The sequence below is a fragment of the Streptomyces chlorus genome (assembly GCF_042655885.1).
GTDB lineage: Bacteria > Actinomycetota > Actinomycetes > Streptomycetales > Streptomycetaceae > Streptomyces > Streptomyces chlorus.
In genome coordinates, this window is record NZ_JBHSOA010000025.1 from 25,177 (window position 1) to 38,764 (window position 13,588).

Sequence of the window (13,588 nt, forward strand, 5' to 3'; positions counted from 1 at the left end):
ACCTGATTGCGCAGCGTCACCGGCCCCGACTTCGCTTGTCCCGCACCCGCACCCGCAGTCCTTGTCCCGCCCCCGCCACTTGTCCCGCCCGGGATTGAGTGCTCCGGGCCCCGGAGCCGTATCGAAGGCGGAGAGCCCCTCGCCGGGGCTCCGTGCGGCATGTCGCCGGAGGGACCGGAGGAACTCATGAGGCTGACCCGACCGATGCTCGCGCTGACCGGCGCGGTGGCGGTACTGGCGCTGGCGGGCTGCGGGTCCGGCGGAGGCGAGAGCGAGGTGCCGGCCACGGCCACCGGCAGTCTGGAGCACCTGGCCGCCGAGGTGAAGTGCAAGCCGAACATGCAGACCGACGCCGACACCATCCGCCAGGCCATCTGCAAGACCGGCAAGGAGAAGTACGTCCTGGCCACCTTCGCCACCGACCGCGGTCAGCGCGAGTGGATCGACATGGCCAAGGACTACGGCGGCTTCTACCTCGTCGGACGCAAGTGGGTCGCCGTCGGTGAGGAGAACGTGCTCGACGACCTGCGCGGCCGGCTCGGCGGCGACGTGGAGGAGGGCATCGACCACAGCAGCATGAACCACGGCGGCGGTGCGCACCCGTCCGGCCGGGCGGGGGAGAAAACGGGTGGGCACTCCGGGCACTAGGGCCGAAGCCGGGCCCGGCTGGGCACGGAGCCCGAACGAGCGCACCGGACACACCGGGAACACGGAAAGGGCCGGTGGCGGGATTCCCGCCACCGGCCCTTTCTCGTCACCGGTCCTTCTCAGTGGACGACTGAGGGGACTACGTGCACTTCTTGCCCTGGTTGATGCACTTGACCATCTTGTTCATCAGGCTCTCGTCCATGACGTTGATGAAGTCGTTGTGGTCGGTGATCGGCTTGTGCAGCTGCTCCGGGAAGCTGTCCACGGCGTACGGGTTCTTCACCTGACCGTTCTCGATGGTCGGGGTGGGAACGTCGTACACCAGGCGGACCTGGAGCTGCGGGATGGCCTTGAAGCCGTTCGCGCAACTGCCGTCCGCCTGGACGAACGCCACGTGGGTACGGTGGTTGGCGCTGTCGGCGTTCTGCCCGTCCCAGCAGCTCTGGAAGTTGGACGTGCGCACGAGCTGGCTGCCCTCGGGGCACAGCACGTACTTGTCCGTGGACTGTCGGTTCTCGAAGCCGGTGCAGCTGTACGAGGTGTTGGCGTTCGCCAGACCGTTGATGAACGCCTTGGCGTCACCGGTGATGATGCGCATCAGCTTCGGCATCGCGACGACCTTGCTCCGCTTGTTGCCGACGAACCGGAGCTCGGCCTTCTGGGCCTGCAGGATCCTGCCGACGTTGCCCTCGGCGCCGCCGCCCTGGTCGGCCGCGTCGAACTCCTGGGTGCCGTCCTGCACGCGCAGCACCGGCCAGAAGTACGAGGACTTGTCGCCCTTGTTCTGGCAGCTGGTCTCGGCGACGACCAGGTCGTCGTCGCTGGAGAGCGAGCTGTTGCTCTGGTTGCCGACGTAGTCGTGCATGTGGTGCGCGCCGTTCGCGACACCGGGGGCCACGATGATGTTGTCGCTGTTGTACAGCTTGTTCTCGTTGACACCGCACTTCGTGGTGAAGGAGCCCTTGGAGCCGCTCCTCCCGTTGGCGGCCAGACCGTTCGGCAGGTTGCGCGAGTTCGGCTGGACGTCGTTGATGTTGACGAAGTCCTCGGCGAACGGGCCCGCGGCGCCGTTGCCGTTGTCGGTCGGGGCCTGCCCGCCGTCCTGGCCCTGGCCGGTGTCCTGGCCACCGCCGTTCTGACCGTCGCCGTTTTGACCCTGGCCGGTGTCCTGGCCACCGTCGTTCTGACCGTTGCCGTCCTGGCCGTTGCCGTTCTGGCCATCGGTCGGCTGCGGCTGTTCGGCGGGGCGGCCGGAGCAGGAGGCGAGTTCGTCCAGGTTCCCGGGAGCCTGGCCGCCCGCGCGGTTGATCTCCAGCTTGATCCGGTCGAGGAGCACCTTACGCCGGTCCTTGAGCGGACCCAGAATGGCATTCCGGACGTACTGCGAGTCCCCGGCCTGCGCCTGGCGCGTGGTGACCAGGCGTTGGTAGGCGTCGGTGATCTGCTGGTCCATCGAGGCCAGTTCACCGTCGACCTCACCGCGGGCCTGGTCCGGCACGTTGGAGAGCTGCTGGCCGACGTCCGGGCAGTCGATCGTGGCAATCTGTTGTGCCGCGTTCGACTTCGTCCGGTTCTGCGACTGGTTCGACTCGTGAGCCGAAGCGTAGAAGTTCGCCCAGACCAGCCCGCCCCCACCGAGCGCCAGGACCGCCGTCCCGGCCACGGCCTTGGCGGCCAACGGCATACGGCGTTTTCTTGTATTGCGTCCCATCATTCTCCTCGCAAGGGGGCCCTCGGCCTTCCCGGTGCTCTGGTAATTTGCGCTTGCCCCGCAAAGGGGTCGGTTCGGGCTGGACCGCAGCCTTCGGGTTGGAAGCCCGCCGCCTCAGCGGTGGACGGAGTCACGCAACTCCTCTGACTTCGCTGAGGAGCACCCCCTATGGGTATCGAATCGCCCAACAGAAGCGGGGCGGCTCCCTTGAGTACGGGAGCCACCCCGGGGGTGTTCAGCCGTCCCGGAAATTGATGAGAAGTTCGTACGGCACTCTGGTTTCAACAGCCCCTAAAACGCGAGGAGTTGCGGATCAACCGCATCCAGTGAAAAGGGGCGGGGCCCGGCGGGTCCGGTTTCACCGGCCGTGGTCGAGATAGGCGAGAACCGCCAGCACCCGCCGGTTGTCGTCGTCCGAGACCTCCAGGCCCAGTTTGGCGAAGATGTTCGCGGTGTGCTTGGCGATGGCCCGTTCCGTCACCACCAGCTTGCCGGCGATCGCCGCGTTGGACCGGCCCTGAGCCATCTCCTCCAGCACTTCCCGCTCCCGGGGCGTCAGCCGCGCCAGCGGCCGGTCGTCGCCCGACTTCCGCGCCAGCAGCTGCTGGATCACCTGCGGATCCATCGCCGTACCTCCCGCCGCCACCCGTCGTACGGCGTCCACGAACTGCTCCGCGTCGAACACCCGGTCCTTCAGCAGATAGCCCACCGCGCCACTGCCGTCGGCCAGCAACTCCCGTGCGTACAACTGCTCGACGTGCTGCGACAGCACCAGCACCGGCAGTCCGGGCCGCCGTCGCCGCGCCTCGAGCGCGCACTGCAGTCCCTCGTCGGTGTGCGTCGGCGGCAGACGGACGTCGACCACGGCGACGTCCGGGTCCAGCTCGGCCAGCGCGCGGCTGAGCTCCGGCCCGGACTCCACCGCCGCGGCGATCTCGAAGTCATGGGCCTCGAGGAGCCGGACCAGCCCGTCACGCAGCAGGAACAGATCTTCGGCTAGGACAACTCGCAAGGGATCTCCATGGTGACCATGGTGGGGCCGCCCGCGGGACTGCTGGCGGCCAGGATGCCGTCGAATGTACCCAGTCGCCGCTCCACCCCGGTCAGCCCCGAACCGGCCCCGATCGCCGCACCGCCCTTGCCGTTGTCGGTGACGCTCACCCGCAGACACCCCTCGGCATGGTGCAGATCGACCCAGATCCGGTCCGCCTCCGCATGCTTCACGGCGTTGGTGAGCACCTCGCTGACGGCGAAGTACGCGGCCGACTCCACCGGCGCCTGGGCCCGCCCCGGCAGGTCCACGCTCACCTCGGTGGCCACCGGAAGCCGCAGCGCCAGCGCCCGCACCGCGTCGCCCAGACCGCGCTCCGCCAGCACCGGCGGATGGATGCCGCGCACCAGTTCACGCAGCTCCGACAGCGCCTCCACCGACGACTTGCGGGCCTGCGCGATCAACTCCCGCGCCTTCTCCGGGTCCTTGTCGAGCAGCGCCTCGATGGTCCCCAGGTCCATGCCCATCGCGACCAGCCGCGCCTGTGCCCCGTCGTGCAGATCCCGCTCGATGCGCCGGAGTTCGGCAGCGGAGGTGTCCACGGCGTCGCGCCGTGTCTCGGTCAACACCCGTACGCGCTCCTCCAGTTCGCCCGGACTGGGGGAGAGGACCGCACGGGTGAGCCGGAAGTGCGCGGCGAGCACCCTCGGGGAGAGGAAATGGGCGAAGAGGACCAGGCCGAGGGCCAGCGCCCCGGCGCCGAGCGCGGAGGCCTGGTCGCCGACCGGGACGAAGCCGTACCAGTACGGGTCCGGCATCACCCGCCACAGCCCGGCCGCGAGCGCGAACCCCTCCAGCGGGTACAGCAGCAGCATGGCCGGCAGCAGCGCGGTGACGAACCCCGCGGTCATGTCGACCGGAAGCCACAGCAGTTCCCGCCAGGTCGCCGGGTCGCGGAGCATCCCGAAGGTGCGCGCCCACGGGTTGGCGTCCTTCGGCACCGGCCGGTACGCGGGCGGAATGCGCACCCCGCCCCACTCCGCGGCCAGCATCCGCCGCCAGTTCGCGTAGGTCCGGGCCCATTTCAGCACGTACGGGGTGGTGACGATGCCGACGCCGGCCGGGAGCAGCGCGATCGAGACCAGGGGCAGGGTGAAGGCCATCACCGACAGCGGGAGCGACACCAGCGCCAGCCCCAGCCCCCGCAGCGCCCCCTTCAGAAGGCCCTTGGTGCGCCGTTCGCGCCCGCCGCCCTTCTGCCTGCCCCCGCTCCCGGCCTCCGGACTCATGGCCGTCGCGTTCGTGAGGTCCATGGTCGTCGTGTCACCGCTCATGTGGCCCGTGGTCCTGCGCTCCGTGGTCATGACGCCAGTCTGGCCGAGTCACGGCACCCGGTCACGGGGCCGAACCCCCCGGCCCGGGGGTGGTGTTACCTACACCTTCTCCCCGCCTCCGCCCGGCTCCCGGGTCTCCGCCAGCACCTTCGCCTCCGTCTCCGGGTCGAGCCCCTTGGCCGTCCGGTCCTGGCGCTGGGGCGCGGTGCCGCCGAGGCCCTGGAGCCAGCGCCAGGTGTCGGCCACGGTCTCGGTGACGGGACGGCAGCGCAGCCCCGTCGCGAGCGCCCGGGAGACGTCCGAGGCGTGCAGCGCGTCGTGCATCTCGCCGCCCGGCGGCACCCAGACCGGCAGCTGCGTCCACGGTTCGATGCCCGCCCGCAGGATCGCCTCCGGCTCGGTCCACCGCAGCTCGGCCGCGCCCCCGGTCACCTCCGCACACGCCTCCAGCAGTGTGCCCATCGTCTCGTGCCCCTGCGGGCCGGTCAGGTTGTACGGCCCGCCGATTCCCTGCTCGGCCGCCCCTAGGATCCACTCGGCGAGGTCGCGGACGTCGACGTACTGGAGGGGCAGGTCACGCGGCCCCGGCGCGAGGACCGGGCCGCCGCGGGCCATCCGGTTCAGCCACCAGGGCAGCCGGCCGACGTTCTCGTACGGTCCGAGGATCAGCCCCGCCCGCACCAGCACCGACCGGTCGGCGCCGAAGGCGTCCACGACGGCCAGCTCGCCGCCCCGCTTGTCCCGCGCGTAGTCGGTGTGACCGGCGTCCGCGCGGGCGTCGGCCACCAGGGGGGCTTCCTCGGTGGCTCCGGCGGGCGCGGGCCACTCGTACACCGAGCGGCTCGACACGTACACGTACCGGTCGGCGCGGTCCCGCAGCAGCCGCGCCGTGTCGCGGACGGCCCACGGGGCCGCCGACCAGGTGTCGACGACGACGTCCCACGTGCCGTCCGCCTCGTCCAGGGCGGCCAGGCCGCCGTCGGCCGTGCGGTCGCCCAGCAACGACCGCACGCCCGGCACGGCCGCGTGCCGCCCCCGGTGGAAGACGGTCACCTCCCAGCCCCGCCCCAGCGCCGCCTCCACGACGGCCCGTCCCGCGAACTCCGTACCACCCAGCATCAGGAGCCTCATGGGCCAGACTCTGCCGGACCGGGCGGCGTGAGGGAACGGGGATCTGCCGAGGGCAGAGCGGCGGTGGCTCAGGGGGTGTACTTGTACCCGACCCGGCGCACGGTCTGGATCGTGCCCCGGTGCTCGGTGCCCAGCTTGCGGCGCAGCCGGGCGATGTGGACGTCGACGGTGCGGCCGTCGCCCACATGGCCGTAGCCCCAGACCGTGGCGACCAGGTGGTCGCGGGTGTGCACCCGGTTCGGGTGGGCCACGAGATGGGCGAGCAGCTCGAACTCCAGGTAGGTGAGGTCGAGTTGCTGCCCGTCCACCTCGGCGGTGCGCTGCACGGTGTCGACCCGGATCCGCTGGTCGGCGGCGGCGGTGTCGTCGTTGGTGTCGGGTGCGGCCGGGAAAGCCGTGCCGTGGTGCTGCGCCGTTCCGGGGCCCGGGACTGCCACCGGGAACGGCGGCCGCTGGTCGGCGGGGACCAGCACCAGGTAGCCGACCATCGGCGGATGTCCGGGCAGGGCGGGCAGGGTGTGCTGCGGCGCGGGCAGCCAGGTGGCGCCCGGCGGGAGCAGAGCGGCGACCGTCTTCCCCAAGCTCTCCACTTCGTTCGACCAGGGGAGGCCCCCCTCCTCGTCCGGCGCGACGGCCCGCAGCCGGTGACGCGGATGACCGTTCACCGGCGCGGTACGGGACGGGTGGGAAGAGGTGCCGAGAGGGGCGCCCAGCGGGGCGGGTGAGGTGGCGGAGTTCGCGGAGACGGTGGTGGCCGCGTTGGCCGCGGCGGAGACGGAACGAGTGGTCGCCATGAGAGGTCAGCTCTTTCGCGCGAAGGGTTCGTCGAGATGCTCGACGGCCGCGAGATCGTGGTCGGGCTCGTCGAGGACGTACGCGGTTCGCGCCGGCGGAAGGCCGGGATGTACGGCGTCAGAGGGCCGGCGCGGTCGTCGCGCGGCAACACTCCCGGTCGAAGTCGTCGTGCTGACGGGAGGGCCAGAAGGGCTCGAGGTCACGGCGACCTGTCGTGATGAGCTCCCGGAAACCGTCCATGCCCCCATTGAAGCAGAACCCGGGCCCCAACAGGAGCCCCGTTCACGGCATGGACGCCCGGGACGGCGTGAAACCCGGCGAAGCGAGGGGCACCCGGCGGACGGGCACCCCCCGCTTCGCCGACGGGTGTTGAGCCGGGGGACGGCTCAGACCTGACCGGCCTTCTCCAACGCGGAGCAGCACGTGTCGACCATCAGACGCGTCACCAGGTGCGCGACGGGCCCCGCCGTACACGGCCGGGGTACGACGGGGCCGTACACGACAGGGAGCCCTTCCCCGCTCTCGACGGCGGTCGAGCGGGGAAGGGCTCCCACCCCGGGGCGCGACCGGGCCGGGGCGCGCTGCGGCACGCCCCCCGAACCTGGTCTGCGCCGCAGGGGGCTCTGCGGGTGGATGCTTCCGGATTCCGGGGCGGGCCCCGGGTCTCAGCCCACCTTCTCGATGAGCGCCCGGCGGATCAGGAACTTACCGGGCTCGCGGACCTGCTCGAAGGCCGCGTTGTTGAGCAGGGCGCAGCTGCCGGACACCCCGGTGACCTCGACGGTCGTGGACTTGTTGTTGTCCAGGTTGGTGACCTTGAGCCGGGTGCCCGCCGGGAACTGGTTGCTGGACGCCGCCGGGGCGCCGTCCTCGCCGGAGAGGGTGATCGTGGAGCCGTTGCACACCTGCTGGCCGGAGGCCGCCGCGCCGTCGCCGCCCGGGTTCTGCGCCGCGTCGTCACCGCCGGCCTGCTCGTCCGGGGCGGGCTGCGCGGGCTGCGCGGGCTGCGCGGGCTGGGAGTCCTGAGCCGACTCCCCCACCGTGCACCCGGACGCCTTCTGCTGGAGCTCGATCTGGGCGATGACCGCTTCGCGGTTGGCGATCCGCGCCTCGGACAGCGCGTCGGGATCGGCCCGTTGGCCCTCGATGAACTTCTGGTTGTTGCCGAGCGCGGTGGCGAGGCCCTGACAGACGGTCGAGTCGGCCGCCGACTTGGTGGTGGGCGCCTGGGAGGCGTTCGACGTGCTCGCCATGATGAAGGCGCCGCCGCCGGCCACCGTCACCGCGCTCAGCAGCAGAGCGATCTTCTTCTTGGGGCCGAGCGTTCTCCTGCGCGACATGCGCGCCTCCTGAAACGGTAGGGGAGCGTACGCCGCTATGTACGAGATCCCGAACGGAGTTGCTCAGCGGTCCGGTCAACTCTCCGAAGTGGCCTGTGTCACACGGGAATTGGTCTTCAGCGGGACAGGAAGTCCCGTACCGCCTCGTCGGTGCGGGCCACGACCGCCGTGCCGTCCCCGGCGGTGATGATCGGGCGCTGGATCAGCCGGGGGTGCTCGGAGAGCGCCGTGATCCAGCGCTCGCGCGATCCGTCGTCCCGCGGCCATTCCTTGAGCCCGAGCTCCTCGGCGGCGGCCTCCTGGGTGCGGGTGATGTCCCACGGCTCCAGTCCGAGCCGCTCCAGCACCTCCCGGATCTCGTCCGGGCTCGGCACGTCCTCCAGATAACGGCGGACGGTGTAGCCGGCACCCTCGGCATCCAGCAGGCTGATGGCGCTCCGGCACTTGGAACAGGCCGGATTGATCCAGATCTCCATGCCGCCCACCGTACGCCCGGCCCAGCTCTGTTCGATTTCTCTCCGGCCTCACGCGCCCCCTCCGAACCGGATGTTCCGCGGCCGTAATTCGCCGCCTCACCTGGGCCTTCGATGGCTGCTTCAGGTTCCCCGGATGTCAGTGCCGGGCAGTAAACTGGTAGCAGTGTTCGAGGGTGTTGCCGGGGTCGGAATGGATCTCGGTGGGCACCCTGACCGCGACAGGAGGATCCCTGTGCCCGCTGCCGCACTCAAGCCGATGCCCACCCAGTCCACAGCGAAGCGTGCCGTCCCGCTCGAAATGCCCTGCGCGCCCGTGGCGAAGCGGCCGCTGCCGCCGGGCCGCCCGCGGGAGTGGTATGTGACGCACAACCGCCGCCTCAAGGCGATGCGGCTCGCCATCGCCCTGCTCGACTCCGGCGTCTACCTCCCCGACCAGGCGCGCAACGAGACGATACGCGGCGTGGCGCACCTGATCGGCATCCACCCGCCGTCGGACATGACCTGCCACATGGTCCGGGCCTTCATGCGCTACAACCGCTGAACCGAGCCCTGACCGGTGCCGGGCGCCCCCGTTCCCCGGGGGTGCCCGGCCGCTCTGCGATCAGTACGGCCGGAAGTTGATGTAGCCGAGGAAAACGATCACCGCGGCGACGCAGCCGAGGACCACGGCGGTGGAGACCCAGGACGACGACGAGCGGCGGGATGCCCGGTGCTCCGGCTCACCGCGGAACGGGACCGGGCCGGGAGGGCTGTCCTTCCAGCGCGCGGCGAGCATACGGGCTCGGGCCGACGGCTCCTTGTGCTCGGCCGTGTCCGCCCACTTGATGTCGAACTCGCGCTCCTCGTCGTCCCTCTCGGGCATCCCCGTGGCCTCTCTCGAACAGCAGTGTCAGCTTCAATCATCCCTTGTCGGCCTCGTCGGGGAAAGTGTCTTCCGGACACACGTGGGAGTCTCGTTCCCGGCCGGGCCGGACGGTTCCGCGGGGCCGTCGGACGCCGTCGGCCGGGGGAGCGTGGTGACGGAGCGCGGGGGTGGTACGGGGCCGCCCGTGGCGCGGAACGGCCGGTCGCGTACGGGGCGGCCGGCAACGGCAGTACGAGGAGAGAGAGCAGCCGCATACGCTCGCCCGGATGAACAGACGAAGGTGCAAGAAGCTCTCCGGAAGACTGGTCCAGGCAGCGATGCGCGAAGAGGCCGGCACGGTGCGAGCGCTCGTGCGGGCGGGCGCCGACCCCGATGGAGCCAACGCCGACGGCACCACCCCGCTGTACGCGGCCGCCGTCGGCGGAGCCACGGAGATCGTCGCCTGCCTGCTGGACGCGGGAGCTTCCCCGGACGTGGAGAGCCGTGACGAGACGGACGGCACCCCTCTGTGCGCGGCCGCCGCCTGGGGCCATGCCGATGTCGTACGTCAACTCCTCGCCCATGGTGCCGACCCCGGTCTCCGCGAGGACGACGGCGAGGGCCGCTCGCCCCTCGAGTGGGCCAGGAACGGCCACCACACAAAGACGGCCGAACTCCTCCTCGCAGCGGGCGCGCAGAGCCCGGACGAGACAACGAGGGCCGCTGCCACCCCGGCAGGGTGACAGCGGCCCTCGCAGCGTTTCCGGCGTACGGGCGGAGAAGGGCCGGACGGTGTGCGTCCGGCCGGTGCTCCTTACACGTCGAAGTAGAGCTCGAACTCGTGCGGGTGCGGGCGCAGGGCCAGCGGGGCGATCTCGGTCGTGCGCTTCAGGTCGATCCACGTCTCGATCAGGTCCGGCGTGAAGACGTCGCCCTGGAGGAGGAACTCGTGGTCGGCCTCGAGGCGGTCGAGGACGGCGTCGAGCGAGGTCGGGACCTGCGCCACGTTGGCGTGCTCCTCGGGGGCCAGCTCGTAGAGGTCCTTGTCGATCGGCTCGGCCGGCTCGATCTTGTTCTTGACGCCGTCCAGGCCCGCGAGCAGCAGCGCCGAGAACGCCAGGTACGGGTTGCCGGAGGCGTCCGGGGCGCGGAACTCGACGCGCTTGGCCTTCGGGTTCGAGCCGGTGATCGGGATGCGCATCGCGGCGGAACGGTTGCGCTGCGAGTACACCAGGTTCACCGGGGCCTCGAAGCCCGGCACCAGACGGTGGTACGAGTTCACCGTCGGGTTGGTGAAGGCCAGCAGCGACGGGGCGTGCCGGAGGATGCCGCCGATGTAGTAGCGGGCCATGTCCGACAGGCCGGCGTAGCCCTGCTCGTCGTAGAACAGCGGGGTGCCGCCCGACCACAGCGACTGGTGGACGTGCATGCCCGAGCCGTTGTCGCCGAAGATCGGCTTCGGCATGAAGGTCGCGGTCTTGCCGTTGCGCCAGGCGACGTTCTTCACGATGTACTTGAAGAGCTGCAGGTCGTCGGCGGCCGCGAGCAGGGTGTTGAACTTGTAGTTGATCTCGGCCTGGCCGGCCGTGCCCACCTCGTGGTGCTGGCGCTCGACCTTCAGGCCGGACCGGTCCAGCTCCAGGGAGATCTCGGCGCGCAGGTCGGCGAAGTGGTCGACCGGCGGGACCGGGAAGTAGCCACCCTTGTAGCGGACCTTGTAGCCGCGGTTGTCCTCCAGCGCACCGGTGTTCCAGGCGCCCGCCTCGGAGTCGATGTGGTAGAAGGACTCGTTCGCCGAGGTGTTGAAGCGCACGCTGTCGAACACGTAGAACTCGGCCTCGGGGCCGAAGAAGGCGGTGTCCGCGATGCCGGTGGAGGTGAGGTAGGCCTCGGCCTTCTTGGCGACGTTGCGCGGGTCGCGGGAGTACTGCTCGCCCGTGATCGGGTCGTGGATGAAGAAGTTGATGTTCAGCGTCTTGTCACGACGGAAGGGGTCGACCCTGGAGGTCATGAGGTCCGCGCGCAGCGCCATGTCGGACTCGTGGATGGCCTGGAAACCGCGGATCGAGGATCCGTCGAAGGCCAGCTCCTCATCGGGGTCGAACGCCTCAGCAGGCACCGTGAAGTGCTGCATCACGCCCGGGAGGTCGCAGAAGCGGACGTCGACGAACTTGACGTCCTCGTCCGCGATGAACTTCTTGGCCTCGTCGGCGTTCTGGAACATCCAGCTCCTCCTACTCCCGACCGTCCCGCCGGGGTGGTAGATCGTTCGTGCGGCCAGTGCGGGTGGCCCACGCTGCACTCGACCCTAGGGACGGGTGATTTCTCGGGCGTGACCCATTTGTTTCGCACAAGTTAACCGGCTCATCTCTCACGGTAGCCCGGTCACATCCCGCCGTCGCATCGTCGTTCTCCCCGGTCCACCCCGCCCCCTCCCCGGTCCACCCCGCCCTCCGCCGGTCATGTACGGGCGCAGTACCGTGGTCGGGTGGACAACAGGCAGGCAATCGGATCGTGGCTCTCCGGGCCGCGCGCGGCCATGGAAGACGCCGGCGCCGAGTTCGGGTACCGGGGCGAGCAGCTGGGGCTGCCGGAGGACGGACCGGGCTCCATCGCCCGTCCGGGGCGCAGGATCGGCGCCCTGGCCGTCGACTGGGCGCTGTGCGTCCTGATCGCATACGGCCTCATCACCGACGGCTACGGGCAGAGCACCAGCAACTGGGCGCTCCTGCTGTTCTTCGTGCTGAGCGTCCTCACCGTCGGCACGGTCGGGTTCACTCCCGGAAAGCGCCTCTTCGGCCTGCGCGTCGTCGCCCTCGAGAGCGGCCGGGTCCAGCCGGTGCGCGGCCTGGTCCGTTCGGCGCTGCTCTGCCTGGCCGTCCCCGCCCTGATCTGGGACCGCGACGGCCGCGGCCTGCACGACCGGCTCGCCCGCACGGTCGAGGTACGGATCTGACGCCGGCGGCGCCGGTACGACGAAGCCGGTACGACGAAGAGGGGGCGCCCGGAATCACTCCGGGCGCCCCCTCTTCGTGCAAGCGTCGTATACGGGGCCTCAGCGGGCCTTCGGGCCGCCCTTCGGGAGCTTCATGCCCTTGGGCATCGGGCCCTTCGGGAGCGGCATGTTGCTCATCAGGTCGCCCAGCGCGCGCAGCCGGTCGTTGGTCGCGGTGACCTGCGGGCCCGTGAGTACGCGGGGCAGCTTGAGCATGGTCGTGCGCAGCTTCTTCAGCTCGACCTGGCCCTCGCCCGTGCCCACGACCATGTCGTGCACCGGCACGTCCGCGACGATGCGGTTCATCCGCTTCTTCTCGGCGGCGAGCAGGCTCCTCACCCGGTTCGGGTTGCCCTCGGCGATCAGCACGATGCCGGCCTTGCCGACCGCGCGGTGCACCACGTCCTGGTTGCGGTTCATCGCCACGGCGGGGGTGGTGGTCCAGCCCCGGCCGACGTTGTCCAGTACGGCCGCGGCAGCGCCCGGCTGTCCCTCCATCTGCCCGAAGGCCGCTCGCTCGGCCCTGCGCCCGAACACGATCGCCGTCGCGAGGAAGGCGAGCAGGAAGCCCAGGATGCCGAGATAGATGGGGTGACCGATCAAGAAACCGATCGCGAGGAAGACACCAAAGGTGACGATTCCGATAGCCGCGAGTACAAGACCGATCTTTTTGTCGGCCCTGCGGGTCATCTTGTAGGTCAGGGCAATCTGCTTCAGTCGCCCGGGGTTCGCAGCGTCCGCTGCGGTTTCCTTCCTCGCCATGCCACGAAGTCTACGTGTCCCCAGGAGCGAGAACGACGGCAGTGTCCGTGAGGGGCCGGGTGGGGGCCGGGAGGGTGACGGACGGATGCCGCGCGGGGAGCGGGCGCGGGACCGGCGTCGGGGCGGAACCGGGTGGCGGGCAGGAGGAGTTCAGGAAACAGGGGAGAGGTCAGAGGTTGGTGACGGTCGGGGACCGGTCGAGCACGCGCTGTGCCTCGACCCGGTCCTTGGCGCGACGGCGGTCCTCCAGTACGGAGGTCCAGGCGTTGCGGCGGGCGGTGCGCTGGCCGCCGCTCATCAGGAGCGACTCGACAGCGCGCAGGGCGGTGCCGAAGGACGGGATGGCGGTGGCGCGGACGGGCGCGGCCTGCATCGTGGAGGTCCCCCTCGAAGTGTCTTCGGATACGGGAGTACGTGGCGTGATTCCAGGGTTACAGATTGGTGTTACCAGGGCGTGACCCGCCGGTCAAACCGACATGAAGCCGAGGTTCGCGCCCGCGAAAGCCGACGCGGCCCCGGCGTGCGCCCTCATCTGCGAGGACGGCCGGGGCCGCGTCTTCT

The 13,588-nt window shown here is 70.4% G+C and carries 15 protein-coding genes; 4 read left to right on the top strand and 11 right to left on the bottom strand.

The window, feature by feature from the left end; translation table 11 throughout:
- Positions 1 to 186 precede the first annotated feature (186 nt).
- Positions 187 to 648, top strand: coding sequence for a hypothetical protein (locus ACFPZI_RS11695; RefSeq protein ID WP_381361866.1), 462 nt, complete (start codon positions 187 to 189; stop codon positions 646 to 648).
- A gap of 139 nt (positions 649 to 787) precedes the next feature.
- Here the strand turns inward: ACFPZI_RS11695 and ACFPZI_RS11700 are convergent, their stop codons facing one another.
- From ACFPZI_RS11700 to ACFPZI_RS11730, 7 genes are all read right to left on the bottom strand, one after another.
- Entirely contained in the window at positions 788 to 2,359 is a 1,572-nt protein-coding gene (locus ACFPZI_RS11700; protein ID WP_381361868.1) for a DUF1996 domain-containing protein, read from the bottom strand.
- Positions 2,360 to 2,717: 358 nt separating this feature from the next.
- Complete coding sequence (locus tag ACFPZI_RS11705) at positions 2,718 to 3,371, bottom strand: response regulator transcription factor (RefSeq protein WP_381361870.1); 654 nt, start codon at positions 3,369 to 3,371, stop codon at positions 2,718 to 2,720.
- The gene (locus ACFPZI_RS11710) at positions 3,356 to 4,639 is read right to left on the bottom strand and encodes a sensor histidine kinase (protein WP_381362913.1); all 1,284 of its coding nucleotides are present in this window, start codon (positions 4,637 to 4,639) and stop codon (positions 3,356 to 3,358) included. Before ACFPZI_RS11710 ends, ACFPZI_RS11705 begins: the two co-directional genes overlap by 16 nt.
- Before the next feature lie 144 nt (positions 4,640 to 4,783).
- Positions 4,784 to 5,815 carry an SDR family oxidoreductase gene (locus ACFPZI_RS11715; RefSeq protein ID WP_381361873.1) on the bottom strand — a complete coding sequence of 344 codons (1,032 nt, stop codon included), beginning with the start codon at positions 5,813 to 5,815 and terminating at the stop codon, positions 4,784 to 4,786.
- A 68-nt stretch (positions 5,816 to 5,883) separates the two neighbouring features.
- Complete coding sequence (locus ACFPZI_RS11720; protein WP_381361876.1) at positions 5,884 to 6,609, bottom strand: winged helix-turn-helix domain-containing protein; 726 nt, start codon at positions 6,607 to 6,609, stop codon at positions 5,884 to 5,886.
- Positions 6,610 to 7,275: 666 nt separating this feature from the next.
- A complete protein-coding gene (locus ACFPZI_RS11725) occupies positions 7,276 to 7,950 on the bottom strand; it encodes an RlpA-like double-psi beta-barrel domain-containing protein (protein WP_381361879.1) in 675 nt (224 codons plus the stop codon).
- Between the two features lie 116 nt (positions 7,951 to 8,066).
- Positions 8,067 to 8,426 (bottom strand): arsenate reductase family protein, encoded by a 360-nt coding sequence (locus ACFPZI_RS11730; protein ID WP_381361882.1) that lies wholly within the window; start codon positions 8,424 to 8,426, stop codon positions 8,067 to 8,069.
- A 232-nt stretch (positions 8,427 to 8,658) separates the two neighbouring features.
- Between ACFPZI_RS11730 and ACFPZI_RS11735 the strand changes: the two genes are divergently transcribed.
- On the top strand, positions 8,659 to 8,967 hold the full coding sequence (locus tag ACFPZI_RS11735; protein WP_381361885.1) for a hypothetical protein: 309 nt from the start codon (positions 8,659 to 8,661) through the stop codon (positions 8,965 to 8,967).
- A 60-nt stretch (positions 8,968 to 9,027) separates the two neighbouring features.
- Here the strand turns inward: ACFPZI_RS11735 and ACFPZI_RS11740 are convergent, their stop codons facing one another.
- A complete protein-coding gene (locus ACFPZI_RS11740; protein ID WP_381361888.1) occupies positions 9,028 to 9,288 on the bottom strand; it encodes an SCO2583/SCO2584 N-terminal domain-containing protein in 261 nt (86 codons plus the stop codon).
- A 269-nt stretch (positions 9,289 to 9,557) separates the two neighbouring features.
- On the opposite strand from ACFPZI_RS11740, the gene ACFPZI_RS11745 reads away from it, so the two are divergent.
- The gene (locus tag ACFPZI_RS11745; RefSeq protein ID WP_381361890.1) at positions 9,558 to 10,013 is read left to right on the top strand and encodes an ankyrin repeat domain-containing protein; all 456 of its coding nucleotides are present in this window, start codon (positions 9,558 to 9,560) and stop codon (positions 10,011 to 10,013) included.
- 71 nt (positions 10,014 to 10,084) lie between these two features.
- Here the strand turns inward: ACFPZI_RS11745 and glnA are convergent, their stop codons facing one another.
- Positions 10,085 to 11,494 carry a type I glutamate--ammonia ligase gene (gene glnA / locus ACFPZI_RS11750; protein WP_381361893.1) on the bottom strand — a complete coding sequence of 470 codons (1,410 nt, stop codon included), beginning with the start codon at positions 11,492 to 11,494 and terminating at the stop codon, positions 10,085 to 10,087.
- 264 nt (positions 11,495 to 11,758) lie between these two features.
- On the opposite strand from glnA, the gene ACFPZI_RS11755 reads away from it, so the two are divergent.
- Complete coding sequence (locus ACFPZI_RS11755) at positions 11,759 to 12,226, top strand: RDD family protein (protein ID WP_381361896.1); 468 nt, start codon at positions 11,759 to 11,761, stop codon at positions 12,224 to 12,226.
- A gap of 99 nt (positions 12,227 to 12,325) precedes the next feature.
- On the opposite strand, the gene ACFPZI_RS11760 is transcribed toward ACFPZI_RS11755, so the two are convergent.
- Both ACFPZI_RS11760 and ACFPZI_RS11765 read right to left on the bottom strand, forming a co-directional pair.
- The gene (locus tag ACFPZI_RS11760; protein WP_381361899.1) at positions 12,326 to 13,027 is read right to left on the bottom strand and encodes a DUF4191 domain-containing protein; all 702 of its coding nucleotides are present in this window, start codon (positions 13,025 to 13,027) and stop codon (positions 12,326 to 12,328) included.
- Between the two features lie 169 nt (positions 13,028 to 13,196).
- The gene (locus tag ACFPZI_RS11765) at positions 13,197 to 13,400 is read right to left on the bottom strand and encodes an SCO2195 family GlnR-regulated protein (protein ID WP_381361902.1); all 204 of its coding nucleotides are present in this window, start codon (positions 13,398 to 13,400) and stop codon (positions 13,197 to 13,199) included.
- Positions 13,401 to 13,588 lie beyond the last annotated feature (188 nt).

Bases quoted from the DNA above. Each gene is read 5' to 3' on its own strand.
- ACFPZI_RS11695 (WP_381361866.1), top strand. From the start codon at position 187: ATGAGGCTGACCCGACCGATGCTCGCGCTGACCGGCGCGGTGGCGGTA.
- ACFPZI_RS11700 (WP_381361868.1), bottom strand. From the start codon at position 2,359: ATGGGACGCAATACAAGAAAACGCCGTATGCCGTTGGCCGCCAAGGCC.
- ACFPZI_RS11710 (WP_381362913.1), bottom strand. From the start codon at position 4,639: ATGAGTCCGGAGGCCGGGAGCGGGGGCAGGCAGAAGGGCGGCGGGCGC.
- ACFPZI_RS11715 (WP_381361873.1), bottom strand. From the start codon at position 5,815: ATGAGGCTCCTGATGCTGGGTGGTACGGAGTTCGCGGGACGGGCCGTC.
- ACFPZI_RS11720 (WP_381361876.1), bottom strand. From the start codon at position 6,609: ATGGCGACCACTCGTTCCGTCTCCGCCGCGGCCAACGCGGCCACCACC.
- ACFPZI_RS11725 (WP_381361879.1), bottom strand. From the start codon at position 7,950: ATGTCGCGCAGGAGAACGCTCGGCCCCAAGAAGAAGATCGCTCTGCTG.
- ACFPZI_RS11730 (WP_381361882.1), bottom strand. From the start codon at position 8,426: ATGGAGATCTGGATCAATCCGGCCTGTTCCAAGTGCCGGAGCGCCATC.
- ACFPZI_RS11740 (WP_381361888.1), bottom strand. From the start codon at position 9,288: ATGCCCGAGAGGGACGACGAGGAGCGCGAGTTCGACATCAAGTGGGCG.
- ACFPZI_RS11745 (WP_381361890.1), top strand. From the start codon at position 9,558: ATGAACAGACGAAGGTGCAAGAAGCTCTCCGGAAGACTGGTCCAGGCA.
- glnA (WP_381361893.1), bottom strand. From the start codon at position 11,494: ATGTTCCAGAACGCCGACGAGGCCAAGAAGTTCATCGCGGACGAGGAC.
- ACFPZI_RS11760 (WP_381361899.1), bottom strand. From the start codon at position 13,027: ATGGCGAGGAAGGAAACCGCAGCGGACGCTGCGAACCCCGGGCGACTG.
- ACFPZI_RS11765 (WP_381361902.1), bottom strand. From the start codon at position 13,400: ATGCAGGCCGCGCCCGTCCGCGCCACCGCCATCCCGTCCTTCGGCACC.